Raw genomic sequence first — 19,084 nt, 5'->3', positions numbered from 1 at the left:
GGAATGGGGCTTTCCCCATTCCTTATCTATGTTTTTGCAAGTTTGGAAGCGGGATCAGAACGCTGCAAAAACAGGGTGGGTCGCGGGTTATTTTCCCCTGCGATGGTGCCATTTACTGATAGAAGTTTTTTGTTTTTACGATTATAGTTATACTAGGAATTATTATGTCTACTGCCGTTTTGTATGCAAAATTTGTATAATCAACGTTTGTTTTAACCTAATAAGAATCGACAAACCCGGACGCCACAGATAAGGAGATATCAATGAGAATACTTATTGTTGACGACAATCCGACGAATGTCATTATCATTCGAGAAATTCTGAAAAAAGAAAACTATCGTGACATTGTAACGGCGAGTTCCGCCATGGAAATGTTTGAAGTGTTGGGAATTGGGGAGGAAAGCAACGAACTTCGTCCAAGACCGTCGGATATTGACCTGATTTTGCTAGATATGATGATGCCCGAGATGGACGGCATCGAAGCCTGCAGTATTGTGCAGAAATTTGAGAATCTGAAGGATATACCGATTATTATGGTGACTGCCATCGGAGATTCCAAGAAACTTGCCGAAGCATTGGATGCTGGGGCATCTGACTATGTGACCAAACCGATTAATAAAGTCGAACTGATGGCCAGAATTCGACTCGCACTTCGTCTAAAACAGGAGAAGGATTGGCATAAAGAGCGTGATCAACGTATTCAGGATGAGCTCAAGTTGGCAGCGATGGTCCAAAATGCTGTTTTAAGTCCGGCAATTAGGGACCCGCTGTTCCAAGTGCATGCCATCTATAAACCATCCTTTGAGCTTGCGGGTGATCTCTATTCTTGGTACCCCCTTGGGGAAGGCCGTTATGGAGTACTGCTGCTCGACATGATGGGACATGGGATATCTTCATCCCTGTTTACCATGTTTATCGCTTCTGTGTTGAAAGATACGGTTACCACTTATGTGGATCCAGAGAAGGTCATTCAGGAGTTGAACCGTCGTTTTAACCAGCTCCATCTGGAAAAACAATTGGTGCAGTATTATTTCACGGCAATTTATCTGGTCGTTGATACACGGATGAAGCGTATTGATTATGTTAATGCAGGGCATCCACCTGCTTTATTTTTCCGAAACGACGGCAGTGTCACCACATTTGACAGCGTCTGCTGTCCTGTTGGTTTATTTGACAAAATGGATATTGAACCACAAACGATCCATTATGAGGGTGACGGGCATATTGCACTCTATACGGATGGACTATTGGAAGCTGTTCAGGGCGGGCAGGAGGAACAACATGAATTCCTGATCGAAAAACTGACCGGCTCACATCAGTGGAATGAAGCTGCCATGCAGGCCATGTTTTTTGACGACGAAATTCCCCAGGAGCGGGATGATGATAAATGTCTGGTCTGGATTACTTTAGATAAAGGGGCGGGCGATGAATGAAGATCAGGAATAAACTGCTGATTGGTTTTACCGCTCTGATGGCTATTTTGATCGTACTCACGTTTGTGAGTTATGAACGCCTGAACAGTAGCAATAAGCAGATTGATCAGATGTATCAAGAACGTTATCTCAAAGTAAGGTTCACTTCTGCTGCACGTGGAGAGGTCAATGATATTGCCAAAGTGCTGGCTAACTTGTTATTGAATCCGAACAATTCCATTAGTGCTGCTGAAGGTGATCTGAAGGAGATGAAGGATCGGGGGGATGGTTACCTCGTAGAAGTAAGAAACCGAGCAGACAGTGCACCTGAACATCAACTGGTGGATCGTGTGAATACGGCGTGGACCGCTTATACATCCTATGCGACGAGACAGATCAGCCTGATGTCCCAAAGCAGGGTAGAAGATGCGAATAACTACCGCAATTCAACAGGACTCGCGGTGCAAAAAGAAGCTGTGGATAGTTTGAATGCTCTTTCCCGTTATCAGGATCAAGAGATTGATGCCGAGATCAAGAACGCTAATGCAGCGTATACGAGAGCCGTACAGATCACGATAAGTATCATGATTGCGGGGTTGTTGCTTGCATTGGGTGTCATTATGTGGGTGCTGCCGAGTATTACACGGGGGCTGAACACTGTTTCTATGATGATTACCAGCTTTGGTAAAGGGCGTTACCGAACCATTCGGCGGATACAGGTCAAATCAACCGATGAGATTGGTCAGATTGCCAGTGTGTTCAAAGATGTATCCAGTGATCTGGAAGAAAAACTGGAAATCGAGAGGGCTTATGTACAGGCTCAGCAGGATCAAAACTGGATGAGTTCAAACATCGCAAGAGTCCCGGAGTTGCTTCGGGGGATTGGCTCCATTCGCCAAATTTCACAGATGTTTATCAGTGAGTTCACACCTGTGCTTGGCGCTCAGTTGGGTGTCGTCTATCTGATCGATGAAGAGAAACATCCAGATGAACTGAGACGCTACGGTGCATACGCATTTGAAGAGAACGAAGATGTTGGTAAAGAAATGTATCGCATCGGTGAAGGCTTGATTGGTCAAGCCGCGCTGGATATGACACCAATTATTCTGGAAAATACGCCTGAAGATTATGTGCATATTGGTTCAGCTTCAGGCTCAACACGTGCTACGGGTATCATGATCTATCCTGTTGTGTTTGAAGATGAACTGATTGGTGTAGTTGAAGTGGCTTCCTTTGAAGGTTTCAATGAACTTCACAAGCAGTTGTTCACACAATTGATTATGAACTTAGGCGTAATTTTGAACAACGTTCGACGTCGTTTGCGTGTGGAAGAGTTGCTGCGCGAATCCCAGGCACTGACTGAGGAACTGCAGGTTCAATCGGAAGAATTGCAGACACAGCAAGAAGAACTCCGTCGTTCTAATGAGAATCTGGAGGAGCAGACAGAGGCGCTTAAACGTTCCGAGGAATTGCTGCAGCGTCAGCAGGAAGAACTGGAACATTTCAATACGGAGCTCATTGCCAAGACGCGGGCGCTTGAAGAGCAGGTGCGTGAAGTCGAAGAGAAAAATGAAGAAATTGAGAAAACGAAGACACAGTTGGAACAGCAAGCTACACAGCTGTCGATGACAAGCAAGTACAAGTCCGAATTTTTAGCGAATATGTCACATGAACTCCGTACACCATTGAACAGTCTGCTCATTTTGTCCCAGTTATTGTCGGAGAACAAGGGTGGAAATCTGACTGACAAGCAGCAGGAATATGCGCAAACCATCTACATGTCGGGCGCGGATCTGCTGAAGATGATTGATGAGATTCTGGATCTGTCCAAGGTGGACGCAGGTAAGATGGATATCAATTATGAGACAGTTCGAATGGAAGAGCTGACCAGCTTTGTTCAGCAGAACTTTGGACCGATGGCGAATAAAAAGGAACTTAGCTTGAATATCGATTTCGACAGCGATCTACCGGAATGGGTATACACCGACAGTCATCGTGTCAAACAGATTTTACGGAATTTGTTGTCGAACGCATTTAAGTTCACCAATCGAGGTTCGGTTAGTCTGATTGGACGACGGATGAAACCGGAAGAACTGCCAGGGTATATGAATACCAATCAGGAATATCTCGGATTTAGTGTAAAAGACACCGGTATTGGTATTCCATCGGATAAGACGGATCTGATCTTTGAAGCGTTCCAGCAAGTAGACGGGACCACAAGTCGGAAATACGGTGGAACTGGCCTGGGATTGTCCATTAGCAGGGAGCTGGCACGTTTGCTTGGTGGCGCAATACAGGTGGAATCATCTGAAGGGGAAGGTAGCTGCTTTACCTTGTACCTGCCGGATAATCATGAAGAGGAAGCGCTGGCGGAGGAAGGTGCTTCAAGAGAAGCGGCTGTATCCTCAGAGGATCTTTATGAACAGTCCATCGAAACACGGACCATGCTTTCAAGTCATCAGTCTATTCTCTCTCCTGATCCGGAGCGTAGCGTGGGTACAGATCTGTCTCCTACCCATACTCCAGATGTCACGCAGATCGAAGATGACCGGGAGAATATCATGGAAGGTGACAAAATCCTCCTCATCATTGAGGATGACGTGAACTTTGCACATATTTTGATGGATATGGCGAGAGGAAGAGGATTCAAAGCACTTGTTGCCCTTCAAGGTGATAAAGGACTAGAAATGGCACGTCAATATTTGCCGGATGCCATTATCCTGGATATTCAATTGCCGGTGATGGATGGTTGGACCATTCTGGGCGAGCTGAAGAGCAGTTCGGCAACACGTCACATTCCGGTTCATGTGATTTCAGTCATTGATGATATGAAGCAAGGTCTGATGATGGGCGCCATTGCGTATCTGAAAAAACCTTCGAGCAAGGATTCACTGGATAAAGCATTCTCGCATATCAAATCATATACTGAGAATCAATTGAAACGACTGTTGATCGTCGAAGATGATGAAATTCAGCGTAAAGCTATTATTGAATTGATTGGTCATGATGATGTTGCAATCACCGCTGTATCGACAGGTAGTGAGGCATTGAATGAATTACACAGCCAGCGTTATGACTGCATGGTACTGGATCTGATGTTAACGGATATGACCGGGTTTGAGTTGCTCGACCAGATTCGTGATGATGAATATCTGAACGATCTGCCGATTATAATTTATACAGGCAAAGAACTGGATTCCAAGGAAGAAATGAAGCTGCGCAAATATGCGGAGTCCATCATTATCAAAGATGTGAAGTCACCGGAACGTCTGCTGGATGAGACGACTTTGTTCCTGCATCGGGTAGAAGCCAATTTGCCGGAAGACAAGCGTCGAATCTTACAGAAACTACACAACAAAGAAACGTTGTTTGAAGGCAAGAAAATATTGCTTGTAGATGACGATATTCGTAACGTATTTGCCCTTTCAAGTGTTCTTGAAGGTTATCGGATGGATGTGACGTTTGCTGAGAACGGCCGCGAGGCTCTGGAGATTTTAGAGCAAAATCCGGAATTCGATCTGGTACTAATGGATATGATGATGCCAGAAATGGACGGTTATGAAGCGATGACACGAATCAGACAGATTCCGCAGTTTGAAAAGTTGCCGATTATTGCGCTCACGGCCAAAGCCATGAAAGAGGATCGCGGTAAATGTATTGAGGCCGGAGCATCTGATTATGTGAAAAAACCGATCCAGACAGATCAATTGTTATCCTTAATGCGCGTATGGCTGTATTCGTAAGTTCATTATTCGTATGCTCATTGTTTGGGTAATGAAAGACAATACGACGAATACGCAAGTAACAAATGAAGAAGTGGAGAGAACTTATGACACCGTGGGAACCTACCGAGACGGGGGCAGATTTGGTCCGTATGCCGCAAGATGAAGAACGCGAGCTGATCGAGATTGAGTTGCTGTTGGAAGGCATGCACCGTTTATATGGATATGATTTTAGAAACTATGCACTGCCATCCCTGAAACGAAGAATCTGGCATCATGCACATGCTGAAGGTGTTAAAAGCATATCCGGATTGCAGGAACGTGTTCTTCATGACCGTTCCGCGTTTGACCGTTTTGTACAGAACTTATCCATCCCTGTAACGGAAATGTTTCGAGATCCTTCGCTTTTCCGAATGTTTCGGGAACAGATCATTCCTATCCTAAGAACCTACCCATATATCCGAATATGGCATGCGGGATGCTCTACGGGAGAGGAAGTTTATTCCATGGCGATCATGTTGCATGAGGAAGGACTGTATGACAAAGCAAGAATCTACGCAACGGATATGAATGATCGCTCTTTGCAACAGGCCAAAGAAGGCGTATATGGTATTGAGAAAATGAAACTATTTACTACAAATTATTTGGAGGCAGGGGGTACCAGAGCCTTCTCCGAGTACTATACAGCGAAATACAATTCGGTGATATTTCATCCTTTTCTAAGGAAGAACATCATTTTCGCCGAGCACAACCTGGCAACAGACCGGTCATTTAACGAGTTTAATGTTATCTTTTGCCGTAATGTCATGATTTATTTTAATGATGAACTGCGGAACCATGTGCATGGGCTGTTTCATGAGAGCTTGAGCCACTTTGGTATTCTGGTTCTGGGGTCGAAAGAATCGATACATTTTACAGAGTTCAGTGATACCTATGAGCCGTTAGACCGGACCGAAAAAATATACCGGAAGATCAAATAGGGGGTTAGGGTTAGCCATGGGGCTCAATGAACCAATCCACATATTATTGGTAGATGACCGCCCTGAGAACTTGCTTGCTCTTGAAGCAGTTCTGGAATCGGAACAATATAAACTCGTTAAGGCAACTTCCGGAGAAGAGGCACTCCGCTGTCTGCTAAAAGACGAATTTGCGGTTATCGTTCTCGATGTGCAGATGCCTGGAATGGACGGAATTGAGACAGCAAAGTTAATTAAGGCACGGGACAAGTCCAAGGATGTGCCGATTATATTCATCTCTGCGAATAGTAGAGAAGCGGAGCACTTGTTTGCCGGATATTCAGCCGGGGCCATTGATTACATGGTTAAGCCATTTATTCCTCAGATTTTGAAATCCAAAATCGAGGGATTTGTGGAGATGTTTATCACCAATAAACGTTTGAAGACACAGACCATGCTTCTTCACCAGAAGACACAGGAACTGGAGAAGATGAACCAACAACTCATTCAGGCCAAGGAAGAAGCAGAAATTGCAGCCAATGCAAAGACCGAGTTCCTGGCAATGATGAGTCATGAGATTCGTACTCCGATGAACGGAGTCATCGGTATGGTTGATCTGCTGATGGAGACGGAACTGAGGGAAGATCAGAAGGAATATGCAGACATCGTTCGTCGCAGTGCAGATGCACTCGTTACGGTCATCAACGACATTCTTGATTTTACCAAGATGGAATCTGGCAAAATGGAACTTGAAGAGCACCCTTTTGAAATTGTCTCCTGTATTCGGGAAGTGTTGGGATTATTTGCTGCAGAAGCAGGCAAAAAGAACCTGGAACTGGATTATTTCCTGGAAGATTCTGTCCCTGAATTAATCTACGGAGATATGGCAAGGCTCCGTCAGGTTCTCTTGAATCTTATTGCCAATGCGATCAAATTTACCGATCAGGGTGGAGTGTATCTGATCGTGTCAGTTAAGGAAGAAAAGGATGGAGAAATGGCATTGGAGTTTGCCGTTAAAGACACCGGGATAGGTATCGCTTCAGACAAAGTTGATCGCCTGTTCCAGCCGTTTTCCCAGCTGGATACATCCATGACACGTAAATACGGTGGAACTGGCTTAGGACTGGCAATATGCAAGACTCTGGTTGAAATGATGGGTGGACAGATCTATCTGGATACAACAGAGCAACGGGGAGCGACGTTTGTATTTACAATTCAGGCGAAACGTTATGTAGAAACTGAACTGATCCAGAGGAACGGGGAAGAGAAGCCAACGGATGTGAAAAATGAGAATAAATATCCTACGGTATTAATCGTGGATGATCATCCTATTAACCAGAAGTTGATGGCGATTATGCTCGGTAAGCTGGGGTTGCTCTCAGACATTGCTGAAGATGGGCAGAGCGCACTCGATATGGTAAACGGTAGCCGTTATCCCTATGACTATGTGTTTATGGATCTGCAGATGCCTGTGATGGACGGTTTGGAATGTACACGGCGGATTCGAGAAAGCCTATCCGAGTCTGATCAGCCAATCATTATAGCCATGACTGCTAACGTGATGGAAGGTATTCAGCAGCGCTGTATTGCTGCCGGCATGGATGATTATATTAGTAAACCGGTGAAAATGGGCAATGTAAAACAGAAAATAGCCCAGTTTCAGAAACAACGACAAATGTTAGACCCAGGCCCTTCAGCCATGAATCAGGCCAATTGAAACATTTTCCAAACTTCTTTCTGTTTCACTCGTGCTGAAGTTGGGTTATTAGGTAAGGAAACCATTGATCAGGAGAGAGATGTCTAATGAATACAAATAAAAATGAAAAATTCAATGCAAGAACCGAAACTCAGGACGGCGTGTGCACGGTGTATCTGACTGGCGAACTGGATTTGTCGGTTGCTCCTGACTTCCGCTTGGTGATGGAGCCGCTCGTGGATAACAAGGAACAGGATCTTGTGATCAACATGAAAGAATTGAAGTATATCGATAGTACAGGGATTGGTATCCTGTTATCTGTTCTGAAGGCAAGACATGGAATGGAAGCTCGCTTTGAAGTACAGGAAGTTCCTGCGCAGATTCAGAAACTTTTTGACATGACGGGCATCGCCAAATTCTTTGTCACACAGAAGAATTCCCAATAGGAAAGGATCGAAAAAGGAATGAATGCAGAAGTTCAAAGAGTCACCCTTAATTTACCTGCGACAGCTGATTACGTTGATATTGTAAGACTCAATCTCTATGGAGTAGCATCCAAAATGGGATTTTCCTACGAAGACATTGAGGATATGAAAGTTGCTGTATCCGAGGCCTGTAACAACTCTGTATTGTATGCCTACTCACACGAAGGCGGCATGGTTGAAGTTGTATTCGAAGTGGATGGCGAAACATTGTCCATTATTGTTAAGGACGAAGGTGCCAGCTTCGAGAACATGAACCCTGCTGTGTCACGTGCCGGTCTACACGACAAAGAACTGACGGAAGCACAGATTGGCGGACTTGGGTTCTACCTGATGCAAGCCTTGATGGACGATGTCAGTGTGGAAAGTGAGACGGGCAAAGGTACGAAAGTAGTACTCGTAAAACGTCTTGCAAGAAGTGAGGAGAAAGTATGAATGAAAAAGTGACTCCCCCAGAGTCCATGTCTGAAGCTATAGGTTTGATCTGGGAATACCAGCAGACCCAAGATAATGAAATTGCAACAGTTCTCATCCGTAAATATGAACCAATGGTCAAGATGGCAGCAGGTAAAATCGCTCGGAATCGCCCCGATCTATACGAAGACTTGTATCAGACCGGGCAGATGGCTTTGATTCGTTTGCTCAAGCAATACGATATCAACCTAGGTATTCCGTTTGAACCTTATGCCATGAAGAGTATGATCGGTCATATGAAGAACTACTTGCGTGACAAATCCTGGTATATTCAGGTACCCCGGAGGATTAAGGAAAAGGGAGCCCTTGTGCAACATGCCATTGATGAGTTAACCGTTAAGCTGGAGCGCTCACCCGGTGTGAACGAAATTGCTGAATACCTTGATCTGACTGCAGAAGAGACAATTGAAGTTCTGGCTGGTCGGGAATGTTACCACTATGTATCACTGGATTCCCCTTTATCTCAGGATGACAGTGCAGCAACATTGGGAGAACTGATCAGTGCAGATGTTAATGACTATGATTCGGTCGAAAAACGGATGGACTTGCAACAGGCATTGGGACAATTGAAGGAACAAGAACAGCAGGTACTTATTCTAGCATTCCAGGATGGCCAATCTCAGCGGGCAATTGCCCAGAAGCTTGGTGTTTCACAGATGAGTGTATCTCGGATTCAGAAGCGAGCTACAGAGAAGCTGAAACAGATCATGTCTAATGCTTCAATGTTATGAAAAATGGAACCCAAATGTTGTTGAGTACGGCATAAAGAAGGACACGTCAATGCGCTGAAATGCATACGTGTCCTTTTTGGGATCAAAAAGATGGGTATGTAATGAAGAACATGAGTGCAGGAGTGGATAAAGTGATTGTGAACCAAATCAAGTTGGAGGCTCGCCGTGACAAGTTATCTTGCTCGGACCATTGGCAATGGTGGGATTGGGTTGCACCTGACACCCATAGCATGAACGATGCGTTGGAGGAGCTGACAGAAGCGTTTCCGGATATGCAGTATTGGCTTAATAAGATTCCGGAAGTTGAATCGAATTATTTGTCCGTCCGTTTCGTGAATGGTACAGAACCAGTTATATTTGGTTCATTGTTGTATGCGATCAAGAATGAGAGAGATGACAAACGTCAAGATAATCAGATGTTTTTTTATGTCGATCGCAATAACCTGGTTACCTTAAATATGGATGACAATACACGAGGTATTATGAAGACGGATGAACGTGCCCATATGTTACAGCAATGTAGTGAGGCTAGGGACGGGATGTTTGTACTTTTTCGAGCTATACTGCATTACTACCATGTGGGGATGGATCATTTTGAGATGAACCTGCGTGATCTGGAACGGAAGATGGAATCCCGCAATGCCCGCACCTTGATGGACCAGATTTTGGCCGCCCGATTTGAACTGTTATACTGGAGCAATCTGTTTATCCCCTACTCGGAACTGATGGCTGCTGCCCATGAGGCTTATCTCAGTGAAATAAACGAAAATCGATATTTCCAGCAACTCCAACATCGAGTAGAGCGAATGGAACGTTTGTTTAGTCACTACGAGAAAGAGATCGATACGTTAATCTCCATTGATAATGCGATCTCCGGTGTACGTGGCAATGAGATCATGAAGACGTTGACCATTGTTACTGCTGTGTTCATACCTGCCACGGCAGCTGGCGCGATATGGGGGATGAACTTTGAGAACCTGCCCTTTATCGACAAATCATGGGGAGTTGTACTGGTCCTTGTTGTCATTATCTTAAGCATGATCAGCATGTATGTATGGCTGATGATGAAAGGCTGGACAGGAGATCTGCTCAAAGTGAAATCCTCACAGCCTTCAGCTGAAGAGAAAGAGAAAAAAGGAGCAACGGAAAAACGTAAGGGATAACCTACTGTTGGTTAGTCCTCTTAGTTTTTGTAATCTTCAATATAACCAAGCAAGTCAGCGATATATTGGCCCACAATCGGCATATTCACGAATTGGCTGAGAATGAATGCCAGCAAACCGAGAACAACAAAGGTACCCACAGTCAGACCTAGACCTCGTGCCATGCCCGCTGTGAAATTGGTAATAATCCGCTTTTTGGGACTGCTATAATTCTCAATAATATCCTTGATCTGTGCTCTCTCCAGACTGTCCGCAATCTGGTCCAGACGGGTGTTCAATCGCTTTACCTCATGACGCAATTCAAAAGGATGCTCGCTCGTATCATACTGCTGTGCCGGTGTTGCTCCCGTAATTGGAGTATTACCGTTAATTGTAACTTTACTCATAGTATTTGTCCTCCTCAACTCGCATTGGATAAAAAATAGCCAGCTGGAGTGCAGCTGGCTATTGGTCACTCGATCTGTATCGCCTTACAGGCTGGTCGAGTTAAGTTCTTTACGTGCATCTTCCTTCGCTTCAACGGAAGCGGCAGCCACTTCATCAGATGCACGGGATGCTTCGTTAGCCACATCAGCGGACGCTTTTCTCACAGAGTCCATTACATCATTGCGGCCTTGATTTACCGTTTTTGCAATATCGGAAGTTTTGGAAGAGACCGTTTTAGCCAGTTCAGTGGCTTTGTCACTTACAACAGTTGCCACTTCTTTGGTGCGGTCAGTAACGATGCCCACTTTCTCGGAAAGGTCACCACGCAATTCACGTCCCGGTTTAGGCGCAAAGAGTAGTGCTGCTGCAGCTCCCAGCAAACCCCCGATGAAAATACCTTTTGCGAAAGTTGAACCCGTCTGTACAGGATATTGCTCTTCTGCTTTATTCATGTCTAATCACTCCTTCTTCAATTTAAGAAACAAATACGAAACAACGAACACCTTGTTGCCCGAATCAGGCAGCCTGTCTTAGCAGTCTGGACACAAGCCCCAGCAAGAAAACAAAGAGCGCTGTACCAATGATGGCAGGTATGATGGCAAAGTTACCGATAACTGGTCCCCAGTTACCAAGCAAAAGTGCTCCCAGCCAGGCTCCGGCAAATCCGGCAATCATTGCACCGATTATGCCTCCAGGCATGTTGTGACCGGCAAGTGCATCTCCGATCAAACCGATGATGACAGCCATCACAATGCTGATAATGATGCCCCACATAACAACCGCCTCCTTTAAACTTGATGTAGGATGTTGTCTGTTCGCGTTTGCTTACTTCGTATATAAACGCCGTGCAACCCTGTGAAACAATAAAGATGGGGATGAATGAATTGGAAATTGGAGGAATTCATTCTTTAGTGGGTTTGTTTAATGCCTTTAATCATGCAGAAGATCCATGCCAAACCAGCGGCAAATCCCGTAAATACATCCGTAGGATAATGAACACCCAGCATGATGCGGCTGATGCCGATGAAGAAAATAAAACTGATGCCGCATAAAACAGGTAGCCACACACCGGAAGTGGCATACCGATGTCGTTCAATGGCCCAGATTACAAAGAGCATGCCGTAGAAGCCCATGGAGATCATGGCATGGCCGCTAGGGAAGCTGTACCCGTGAACGACCAGCAGATGATCCAGTTCAGGTCTGCTTCGTCTGAAAAATTCCTTCAATAACGTGTTCAGAATCCACATCATGGCAAAGCTCCCCAAGATCGCATATCCATATATAACAAACCTTGGACTGCGTTGCATGAAGAAAAGAAGGGCAAAACCTCCGGCAGCCACAGCAGAGATTTTGAATGAGCCCAGTGCGGTTATGAATGCAGTGTAAGGGAATAGATGAAGACGTGAATCCGAATTGAGATAAAATAATTGCTGAATTTGATCATCCAGACGAATAATAACATCAGCACCCAACCAGGCACCCAGACCTGCCAGGATAAATACGACCGAAGCGCTGAGGGCCAGACCAGCCAAACCCCAGTTGAGGAGTGGACGTAACAACGTGCCGGGAGTTGAACTGAATGAGGCTGATGAATACGTTTTGCGCGGCATAGTGAGTTTCTCCTTCAATAGTTGTAGTAGATGAACATAGATTGATAAAGCTATACCCGAAATACCTGTCGAAAAAACTGTAAAAACGTCGCTTTTGTACTATACTATTTAAGATATCCCATGCGGCGTCGTGACGCAAAGCAGAGATGAATTCGGGAGCACAAAGGAGAGAACTCGCATGGAGAGTGCCTTGTTAATTAAAGAATACCGTGCAGGCGTTATGGAATGCGCCCATTACGGACACATAAGTATTACGGATGAGCATGGTCGAATCATATACTCGGCTGGTGATCCTCATTTTCGAGCGTTCACTCGCTCATCTGCCAAACCTTTTCAAGCTATTCCAGGAATTCGGGCAGGGATTGCCAGTCACTATGGCCTCTCAGCACAGGAGATTGCGATTATGTCCTCTTCGCATCGTTCGGAACCGGAACATATTCGAGTGCTGGAGCAGCTATCCGGTAAAATCGGATTGGGAGAAGAATGCCTGATCTGTGCACCAAGCTATCCGCTTAATGAAGAAAGCCGTAATCAATGGTTACGTGGACAAGGAGAGAAACGGCGCATCTTGCACAACTGCTCCGGAAAACATCTGGGAATTCTGGGGTACAGTCAGATGAAGCAGGTTGATCTGGGCAGTTACGCTGAACCGGATCATCCGGTGCAACGTGAAATTCTTGAAACCTTTGCCGACCTGGCAGGTATTGAGGAAAAAGAGATTGAGCTTGGGACGGATGGCTGCGGCTTTCCGGTATTTTCTTTGCCGTTGTCGGCATTGTCGAACGCTTATCTGAAGCTCGCTTGTCCGGATCTTATCGCTGATCCTTCCACAAGAACAGCTGTAGAGACCATTACATCAGCTATGAATGAACATCCGTTGATGGTTGGTGGAACGGAGCGTGTAGATTCAGTGCTGCTGGAAGACGATAACATTGTAGCGAAGGGTGGATTCAAGGGGGTATTCGGTTTTGGTCTGAAAAAAGAAAGACTGGGAATCACCTTCAAGGTGCTTGATGGTTCCGAGGAAGAGTGGGCCTTCATTACCCAATCCATCCTGAGACAGATTGGTTATTCCAATGAGAGAACCATTGCCCGATTGGCTGAAGTGTTCCCTTCGGACATCCGAAATGATGCGGGTACCCTTGTAGGTCATGCAGATAGTGAGTTCATTCTCCACTCACTTGAAGATAGCGTATAACCTTAAGAAGGGGCGTGATTAGAGTTGCCGGACCCCGGGTAAAGATGACATACCAACTGGTATTCATCTATACAATTCATATACACGCATGGACTGCCGCGGTAATGTGGCAGCTCTAAACCCTTGGAGGTGGATGAACATGATTAAAGTGGTGACATCGGAAGAAAGGCACACGTCGGATCGAGGTTGGATACACAGTGAATTCAGCTTTTCCTTTGCGGATTATGATGATCCAAGCAACGCTCATTTTGGCTGTCTGTTGGCTCATAATGAAAACACGCTGATGCCGCAAGAAGGCTTTAAGAAACATCCACATCATGATCTTGAACTAGTCAGCTATGTCATATCGGGTACACTCAAACATACGGATAGTATGGGAACAGAACAATTGCTTGAACCGGGTACGGTCCAGGTGATGAGTGCTGGTACGGGAGTGGAACACTCCGAGACCAATCCGTCAGCGGATGAACCGGTACGTTTCCTCCAGATGTGGTTTTTGCCATCGGAGCGTATGCTGAAACCTTCCTATTCGAATCGGAGAATAGAGCCGCAGGAACATTTGAATCGTCTATGTCCGATTGTATCCGGGCAAGGGGGCGAGGGAAGCGAAGGCGCATTGCCTATTTCCCAGGATGTAACCTGTTACCTGTCCCATTTGGAGTCCGGGAAGAAGTTGATGTACCCGCAACACGAAGATCGACGGACACATCTTTTCCTGATCAGTGGACATGTAGAGATTCATTGTTCGGATGGTAACTTCAACCTCAAGCCGGGCGATGCCGCACGGATTCGCAAAAGCTGTGATCTGCAAATCACGAGTACAGACAGTGAACCTGCCGAATTTGTTTTGGTTGACCTGCCTTAAGGATGGGATGTATTCCGTAAAAGATATTCTGGAAATATAAACATGTAAAAAGGACCTGTTCCCACGGTGATGTGGAAAACAGGTCCTTTTTTTGCTTAGGATTTACGAAGATTACCCAGTTCCGAAGCGACAGCTTCCACTTCAGAGATACTGAGATGTTCCTTGCTCAAAATCATTTCATACAGGTCAAACAGATCTTCATATTTCTCAAGTGGGAATGAAGAAGCTTGCATGGCGGCACCGCTTGCCATACGAAGTTTGGTTTTGATCGCTTCAATCATATATTCCATATTGGCTGCTGTTGCTTGTGTTAAATCCATCGTTAAGTTCATCCCTTCCGTATCGGAAACTCTTGTTATTGTATCATGATTGGAAGCGCTCAGGCTAATGCTTTTGCGAGGAAACCAAGCATCGGTTACAATGATGGATACAACAACAGGATTTAACGGAAGCCTGAGTGTACTGGAGGGAATACAGCTTGGCAGCGTATAAGCGAGAAATGGTTCGCCATCAAGGAAGGGAAGTCCGCAAAGGCGTGCCTGCAGAGAATCTGGTCTTATTTTTCAAAAACATCGTTCAACTTCATTCTCCAGCTGAAATCACGTTTGTCTGCATCGGTACTGATCGTTCCACCGGGGATGCTCTGGGTCCACTGACAGGAAGTTTACTGCAAGAGAGCGGAATGGAGAACGTGATTGGCACGCTGTCTTCCCCTTGTGATGCAGATACGCTGGAAAAGAAATTGGCACTTATTCCTGCACACCATGCCATCATAGCAATTGATGCATGTCTGGGTCCAAAGCAGGCGGTAGGTACATACTATCTCTCGAATAACCCACTCATTCCGGCCCAATCGGTCGGAGGCAAGCTACCTCCTGTTGGACAATACAGTGTAGCAGCTGTGGTTAATGCGAATGGACCAAGGCCCTATTCCATTTTGCAGATGACCTCGCTTCACTTGGTCATGGGGATGTCCCGAACGATTGCAGACGCCGCAATTGAAGCATGGAAATGGAGACAAACGTTTCATTCATGATATGTAGGCTTAATAATATACAACCTGAATTATTTAATTCGCGCAGAGAGAGGGATTCATATGGAAAAAGTGATGTGTGATGGAACGACGATTTGTTATGCCGAACAAGGTAAGGGAGAAGCACTCATTTTGCTCCACGGATACTGTGGCAGTTCATCGTATTGGGATGAGGTCGTACCTGAACTGGCACGCAGCTATCGCTGTATCGTACCTGATCTGCGTGGACACGGAAAAACAGATGCACCTGTAGGAAGTTATACCATCGAACAGATGGGCAACGATGTATTACAGTTGATGGATGAGTTGAATGTGGAAAAAGCGGTCCTTCTGGGACACTCGATGGGGGGATACATTGCGCTCTCGATTGCACAACGTCACCCGGAACGTTTGAATGCATTTGGTCTGATTCATTCCACAGCCTATCCGGACAGTGAAGAAGCCAAGGAGAAACGCCTTCGCGCCGTTTCCACCATTCAAACTGAAGGTATCGTGAATTTTGTAGATGGACTGGTTCCTGGCTTATTTGCACCGGAACATGTGGAATCGTTATCTAAGCAAGTCACACGTGTGAAGGAAATTGGATACCAGACTGCTCCTCAAGGTGCGGTTGGTGCTGCACTTGCTATGCGAGAACGCCCGGATCGCCGCGATGTGTTATCAGCTACACCTTTACCTGTATTGCTGGTTGCGGGAGAGAAGGATGCTGTTACCCCGCCAGAACGTACATTTACAAGTGACAAGCCACATATTGTGCAAGCCGTGATTGCGGGTGCGGGTCATATGAGCATGTATGAAGCTCCTGAAGAATTAATTCAGGTCATTAAACAATTTATGGATGGATTATCAAAGTAATTGATGAAGTGATTTATGTTGATATCATATAAAATATAGTTTGGTTTCTGGATGACTCTACCCTCTTATGGGGGAGGAGTAACCAGTTCCATTCCAACCGAACCCCTGCAATGTCCCTTTTGGATAGGCAGGGGTTTAGTATGTTCATGGCCAGAGCATAGACGCGCGCGTCTTGTTTTTGGCTTTTTGTCATGGCATGAATTAAAATAAATATAAAGGAACGATATGAGAACGATTGCATGTATAGGGTCGAATGATGAGGGGGCATACAGCATGTTCAGAAAAGATTATCTGCTCCGCATGATGGAGGAAATGACCGAAGCAATTGGCAAAGTGTTCACGCTCAAACAGCAGCGTAAGCACACCGAGGCATTGTCTGAACTGGATGAGTTGATGCGCAGGCAGTTTGGGTTGAACTTATCTCTACTGAACTCATTGCCAGCAGAGGATGTTATTGAAATGTTCCGTTTTCGCGGAATGATTGAGGTAGACAATCTGCAGCAAGCCGCGAGGCTGATTGAAGAAGAGGCTTACATCTATCAAGAGAAGGCCAAAGTGGAAGGCATCGATGATCAGGAGAGAATGGACGCAGAGGATGAGGCTGTCATTCGATTGATGAGATCACTTCATTTTTACCTGTATGCATTGAATCATGGCGCTAATCCCAAGTTGTTGGACGCACCGGAACGGGTAGAGGGTGTGTTGGGGCTTACGAAAGAATATGAACTTCCTGCTCGAACTGAAAGACAGCTTGCCCTGTATCGTGAACAACAAGGACGTTACGATCAGGCAGAGAACAGTTGGTACAGATTGCTCCAGCTTGGTGATGAATTTCCGGTGAGCTACCGAGATGATGTACAGGCGTTCTATGAAAGGTTGAGCCAACTCACGGATGAACGGCTGGAGCATGGTGGTTTGCCACGGAACGAAGTTGAAGAGGGACTAGCTGAACTAAGTCGTCAAGAGATGAACTCATAAAATATGGATTGGATCAAGGCCTGTTACATGCCTTTACTTGGAGAGGGAACGGAATTGTGGTATGGTAACGGTTGACCAAACCAAACCGAAAGTGAGATGTACCCCGTGGATTCATTGCGAAAGCTTATACAAGACATCTTTGAACAGAATTCGCTGATTACAGCGACCTGGAGCCAGCTGCGCAGACGGGACAATGTCTCGTATACCAAAGTGCAAGTCAAGCCGGTGACACTGAAGAATCAGCTGCATTATCAATTTGCATTTCATTATAACAACAAAGTGCTGCACGAGAATTTGACTCCGGCTGAAGCGGCTGAGCGCATGACTTTGTTATGCGAAGAGACGTTTCGTCAAGGGCTGCTCTGTACGACCGAGGCAGACTATCAAATTTTGATCAGCAAAAAATATAAAGTATCCATTCTGACCAAATCTGCTTCCAAAACTGCAGTGGATCTGTCGCATAATCGCAAGAAGCAATATGTATTGGAGGAAGGCGTACCTGTATCGTTCCTCGTTGAACTTGGTATTATGAACGAAGAAGGTCGTGTGCTGGCTCGTAAGTATGACAAGTTCAGACAGATTAACCGTTTCCTCGAAATGGTGCAGGATGTTATTCCGCATCTACCCGAGGGACGACCACTGACCATCGTTGATTTTGGTTGCGGCAAGTCTTATCTGACATTTGCGTTATATCATTATCTGTCTGTACAACAACGTCGTTCACTCAAGATTATTGGGTTGGACTTGAAGGCAGATGTCATTGAACACTGTAATGATCTGGCTAATCGATTGCATTATGGCGATCTGAAGTTTCTGGTTGGAGACATCGCGGACTACGATGAATTAAATGAAGTGGATATGGTTGTCACGCTGCATGCCTGTGATACAGCTACCGATGCTGCTTTGGAGAAGGCAGTTCGTTGGGGGGCTTCTGTTATTCTGTCTGTTCCTTGCTGTCAGCATGAACTGTTTGATCAAGTAGAGGCTTCCGTGATGAATCCATTGTTGTCCCATGGTATTCTCAAGGAACGTTTTTCCGCACTGGCTACGGATGGGATTCGTGCCAAGTTGCTTGATCTGATGGGATACAAGACACAATTGCTTGAATTCATCGATATGGAGAATACGCCTAAAAACATATTGATTCGTGCTGTTCGCGGTCAGGCCGGCGAAGTGACGGAGATGTGGAATGAATATACGGCTTTCCGTGATTTCATTCATGCCGATCCATATTTAGAGCGGGCTTGTGCCGATTTGCTTCCTGGCGATGGCAAGCAGGCCAACGGGAAATCAAAATCGAGCAAAGAAACCGTTCAGGATTCCGCAAATTGTGACCTTTGCTGAGTGTGCCAATGCCAATCCAGGGACATACTGCTATTAGGGTCTCTGAATGTAAAATGATATTCAATGCACATACTTCGTAGCAAGCAACATCATAACTGTCAGATGTATATCAGGCAGAAGGACCCGTTATCGGGATCTT

At 45.5% G+C, this 19,084-nt stretch carries 19 protein-coding genes; 14 read left to right on the top strand and 5 right to left on the bottom strand.

Annotated elements, in window-relative coordinates; all coding sequences use genetic code 11:
• The first annotated feature begins 263 nt into the window (after positions 1–263).
• From MKY44_RS24130 to MKY44_RS24095, 8 genes are all read left to right on the top strand, one after another.
• Entirely contained in the window at positions 264–1,433 is a 1,170-nt protein-coding gene (locus MKY44_RS24130) for a PP2C family protein-serine/threonine phosphatase (protein ID WP_047841574.1), read from the top strand.
• The gene (locus tag MKY44_RS24125; protein WP_341008895.1) at positions 1,430–5,155 is read left to right on the top strand and encodes a response regulator; all 3,726 of its coding nucleotides are present in this window, start codon (positions 1,430–1,432) and stop codon (positions 5,153–5,155) included. The genes MKY44_RS24130 and MKY44_RS24125 overlap by 4 nt, the downstream gene beginning before the upstream one ends.
• Before the next feature lie 86 nt (positions 5,156–5,241).
• Positions 5,242–6,114 carry a CheR family methyltransferase gene (locus MKY44_RS24120; protein WP_074096446.1) on the top strand — a complete coding sequence of 291 codons (873 nt, stop codon included), beginning with the start codon at positions 5,242–5,244 and terminating at the stop codon, positions 6,112–6,114.
• Between the two features lie 16 nt (positions 6,115–6,130).
• Positions 6,131–7,807: a response regulator gene (locus MKY44_RS24115; RefSeq protein ID WP_341008893.1), complete on the top strand. Its 1,677-nt coding sequence runs from the start codon at positions 6,131–6,133 to the stop codon at positions 7,805–7,807.
• Positions 7,808–7,893: 86 nt separating this feature from the next.
• Positions 7,894–8,232, top strand: a complete 339-nt coding sequence (locus MKY44_RS24110) for an STAS domain-containing protein (RefSeq protein ID WP_036606989.1) — start codon at positions 7,894–7,896, stop codon at positions 8,230–8,232.
• Between the two features lie 18 nt (positions 8,233–8,250).
• Positions 8,251–8,703 carry an anti-sigma B factor RsbW gene (gene rsbW, locus MKY44_RS24105; protein WP_036606993.1) on the top strand — a complete coding sequence of 151 codons (453 nt, stop codon included), beginning with the start codon at positions 8,251–8,253 and terminating at the stop codon, positions 8,701–8,703.
• The gene (locus MKY44_RS24100; protein WP_047841571.1) at positions 8,700–9,473 is read left to right on the top strand and encodes a sigma-70 family RNA polymerase sigma factor; all 774 of its coding nucleotides are present in this window, start codon (positions 8,700–8,702) and stop codon (positions 9,471–9,473) included. The genes rsbW and MKY44_RS24100 overlap by 4 nt, the downstream gene beginning before the upstream one ends.
• 101 nt (positions 9,474–9,574) lie before the next feature.
• Positions 9,575–10,636: a magnesium transporter CorA family protein gene (locus MKY44_RS24095; RefSeq protein ID WP_445670662.1), complete on the top strand. Its 1,062-nt coding sequence runs from the start codon at positions 9,575–9,577 to the stop codon at positions 10,634–10,636.
• 20 nt (positions 10,637–10,656) lie between these two features.
• Here MKY44_RS24095 and MKY44_RS24090 read toward each other — a convergent pair whose 3' ends face one another.
• The 4 genes from MKY44_RS24090 to MKY44_RS24075 all read right to left on the bottom strand — a co-directional run bounded on the left by MKY44_RS24090 (position 10,657) and on the right by MKY44_RS24075 (position 12,672).
• Positions 10,657–11,022: a DUF5665 domain-containing protein gene (locus MKY44_RS24090; RefSeq protein ID WP_124118109.1), complete on the bottom strand. Its 366-nt coding sequence runs from the start codon at positions 11,020–11,022 to the stop codon at positions 10,657–10,659.
• A gap of 84 nt (positions 11,023–11,106) precedes the next feature.
• The gene (locus MKY44_RS24085) at positions 11,107–11,514 is read right to left on the bottom strand and encodes a YtxH domain-containing protein (protein WP_076212649.1); all 408 of its coding nucleotides are present in this window, start codon (positions 11,512–11,514) and stop codon (positions 11,107–11,109) included.
• Between the two features lie 64 nt (positions 11,515–11,578).
• Positions 11,579–11,836: a GlsB/YeaQ/YmgE family stress response membrane protein gene (locus MKY44_RS24080; protein ID WP_017692278.1), complete on the bottom strand. Its 258-nt coding sequence runs from the start codon at positions 11,834–11,836 to the stop codon at positions 11,579–11,581.
• Positions 11,837–11,970: 134 nt separating this feature from the next.
• The gene (locus tag MKY44_RS24075; protein ID WP_341008890.1) at positions 11,971–12,672 is read right to left on the bottom strand and encodes a phosphatase PAP2 family protein; all 702 of its coding nucleotides are present in this window, start codon (positions 12,670–12,672) and stop codon (positions 11,971–11,973) included.
• A 178-nt stretch (positions 12,673–12,850) separates the two neighbouring features.
• Between MKY44_RS24075 and MKY44_RS24070 the strand changes: the two genes are divergently transcribed.
• Both MKY44_RS24070 and MKY44_RS24065 read left to right on the top strand, forming a co-directional pair.
• Positions 12,851–13,870: an asparaginase gene (locus MKY44_RS24070; RefSeq protein ID WP_341008888.1), complete on the top strand. Its 1,020-nt coding sequence runs from the start codon at positions 12,851–12,853 to the stop codon at positions 13,868–13,870.
• A gap of 139 nt (positions 13,871–14,009) precedes the next feature.
• A complete protein-coding gene (locus tag MKY44_RS24065) occupies positions 14,010–14,735 on the top strand; it encodes a pirin family protein (RefSeq protein ID WP_341008886.1) in 726 nt (241 codons plus the stop codon).
• Between the two features lie 95 nt (positions 14,736–14,830).
• On the opposite strand, the gene MKY44_RS24060 is transcribed toward MKY44_RS24065, so the two are convergent.
• Positions 14,831–15,055 carry a DUF1128 domain-containing protein gene (locus MKY44_RS24060; protein WP_017692283.1) on the bottom strand — a complete coding sequence of 75 codons (225 nt, stop codon included), beginning with the start codon at positions 15,053–15,055 and terminating at the stop codon, positions 14,831–14,833.
• A gap of 158 nt (positions 15,056–15,213) precedes the next feature.
• Between MKY44_RS24060 and yyaC the strand changes: the two genes are divergently transcribed.
• The 4 genes from yyaC to MKY44_RS24040 all read left to right on the top strand — a co-directional run bounded on the left by yyaC (position 15,214) and on the right by MKY44_RS24040 (position 18,945).
• Positions 15,214–15,771 (top strand): spore protease YyaC, encoded by a 558-nt coding sequence (gene yyaC / locus MKY44_RS24055; RefSeq protein WP_082218945.1) that lies wholly within the window; start codon positions 15,214–15,216, stop codon positions 15,769–15,771.
• Positions 15,772–15,831: 60 nt separating this feature from the next.
• Positions 15,832–16,623 carry an alpha/beta fold hydrolase gene (locus MKY44_RS24050; protein WP_341008885.1) on the top strand — a complete coding sequence of 264 codons (792 nt, stop codon included), beginning with the start codon at positions 15,832–15,834 and terminating at the stop codon, positions 16,621–16,623.
• A gap of 273 nt (positions 16,624–16,896) precedes the next feature.
• Positions 16,897–17,601, top strand: coding sequence for a DUF6483 family protein (locus MKY44_RS24045; protein ID WP_341008884.1), 705 nt, complete (start codon positions 16,897–16,899; stop codon positions 17,599–17,601).
• 96 nt (positions 17,602–17,697) lie between these two features.
• On the top strand, positions 17,698–18,945 hold the full coding sequence (locus tag MKY44_RS24040; RefSeq protein ID WP_051447021.1) for a class I SAM-dependent methyltransferase: 1,248 nt from the start codon (positions 17,698–17,700) through the stop codon (positions 18,943–18,945).
• The last annotated feature ends 139 nt before the right edge of the window (positions 18,946–19,084 follow it).

Source organism: Paenibacillus sp. FSL R7-0026 (genome assembly GCF_038004485.1).
GTDB classification, from domain to species: Bacteria; Bacillota; Bacilli; order Paenibacillales; family Paenibacillaceae; genus Paenibacillus; species Paenibacillus xylanexedens_A.
Note: the sequence above shows the minus strand (reverse complement) of the source record. Positions and strands in the feature narration are given on the sequence as shown.

Coding starts and splice junctions, on each gene's coding strand:
- MKY44_RS24130 (WP_047841574.1), top strand. CDS start 264: ATGAGAATACTTATTGTTGACGACAATCCGACGAATGTCATTATCATT.
- MKY44_RS24125 (WP_341008895.1), top strand. CDS start 1,430: ATGAAGATCAGGAATAAACTGCTGATTGGTTTTACCGCTCTGATGGCT.
- MKY44_RS24120 (WP_074096446.1), top strand. CDS start 5,242: ATGACACCGTGGGAACCTACCGAGACGGGGGCAGATTTGGTCCGTATG.
- MKY44_RS24115 (WP_341008893.1), top strand. CDS start 6,131: ATGGGGCTCAATGAACCAATCCACATATTATTGGTAGATGACCGCCCT.
- MKY44_RS24110 (WP_036606989.1), top strand. CDS start 7,894: ATGAATACAAATAAAAATGAAAAATTCAATGCAAGAACCGAAACTCAG.
- rsbW (WP_036606993.1), top strand. CDS start 8,251: ATGAATGCAGAAGTTCAAAGAGTCACCCTTAATTTACCTGCGACAGCT.
- MKY44_RS24100 (WP_047841571.1), top strand. CDS start 8,700: ATGAATGAAAAAGTGACTCCCCCAGAGTCCATGTCTGAAGCTATAGGT.
- MKY44_RS24095 (WP_445670662.1), top strand. CDS start 9,575: ATGAAGAACATGAGTGCAGGAGTGGATAAAGTGATTGTGAACCAAATC.
- MKY44_RS24090 (WP_124118109.1), bottom strand. CDS start 11,022: ATGAGTAAAGTTACAATTAACGGTAATACTCCAATTACGGGAGCAACA.
- MKY44_RS24085 (WP_076212649.1), bottom strand. CDS start 11,514: ATGAATAAAGCAGAAGAGCAATATCCTGTACAGACGGGTTCAACTTTC.
- MKY44_RS24080 (WP_017692278.1), bottom strand. CDS start 11,836: ATGTGGGGCATCATTATCAGCATTGTGATGGCTGTCATCATCGGTTTG.
- MKY44_RS24075 (WP_341008890.1), bottom strand. CDS start 12,672: ATGCCGCGCAAAACGTATTCATCAGCCTCATTCAGTTCAACTCCCGGC.
- MKY44_RS24070 (WP_341008888.1), top strand. CDS start 12,851: ATGGAGAGTGCCTTGTTAATTAAAGAATACCGTGCAGGCGTTATGGAA.
- MKY44_RS24065 (WP_341008886.1), top strand. CDS start 14,010: ATGATTAAAGTGGTGACATCGGAAGAAAGGCACACGTCGGATCGAGGT.
- MKY44_RS24060 (WP_017692283.1), bottom strand. CDS start 15,055: ATGGATTTAACACAAGCAACAGCAGCCAATATGGAATATATGATTGAA.
- MKY44_RS24050 (WP_341008885.1), top strand. CDS start 15,832: ATGGAAAAAGTGATGTGTGATGGAACGACGATTTGTTATGCCGAACAA.
- MKY44_RS24045 (WP_341008884.1), top strand. CDS start 16,897: ATGTTCAGAAAAGATTATCTGCTCCGCATGATGGAGGAAATGACCGAA.
- MKY44_RS24040 (WP_051447021.1), top strand. CDS start 17,698: ATGTACCCCGTGGATTCATTGCGAAAGCTTATACAAGACATCTTTGAA.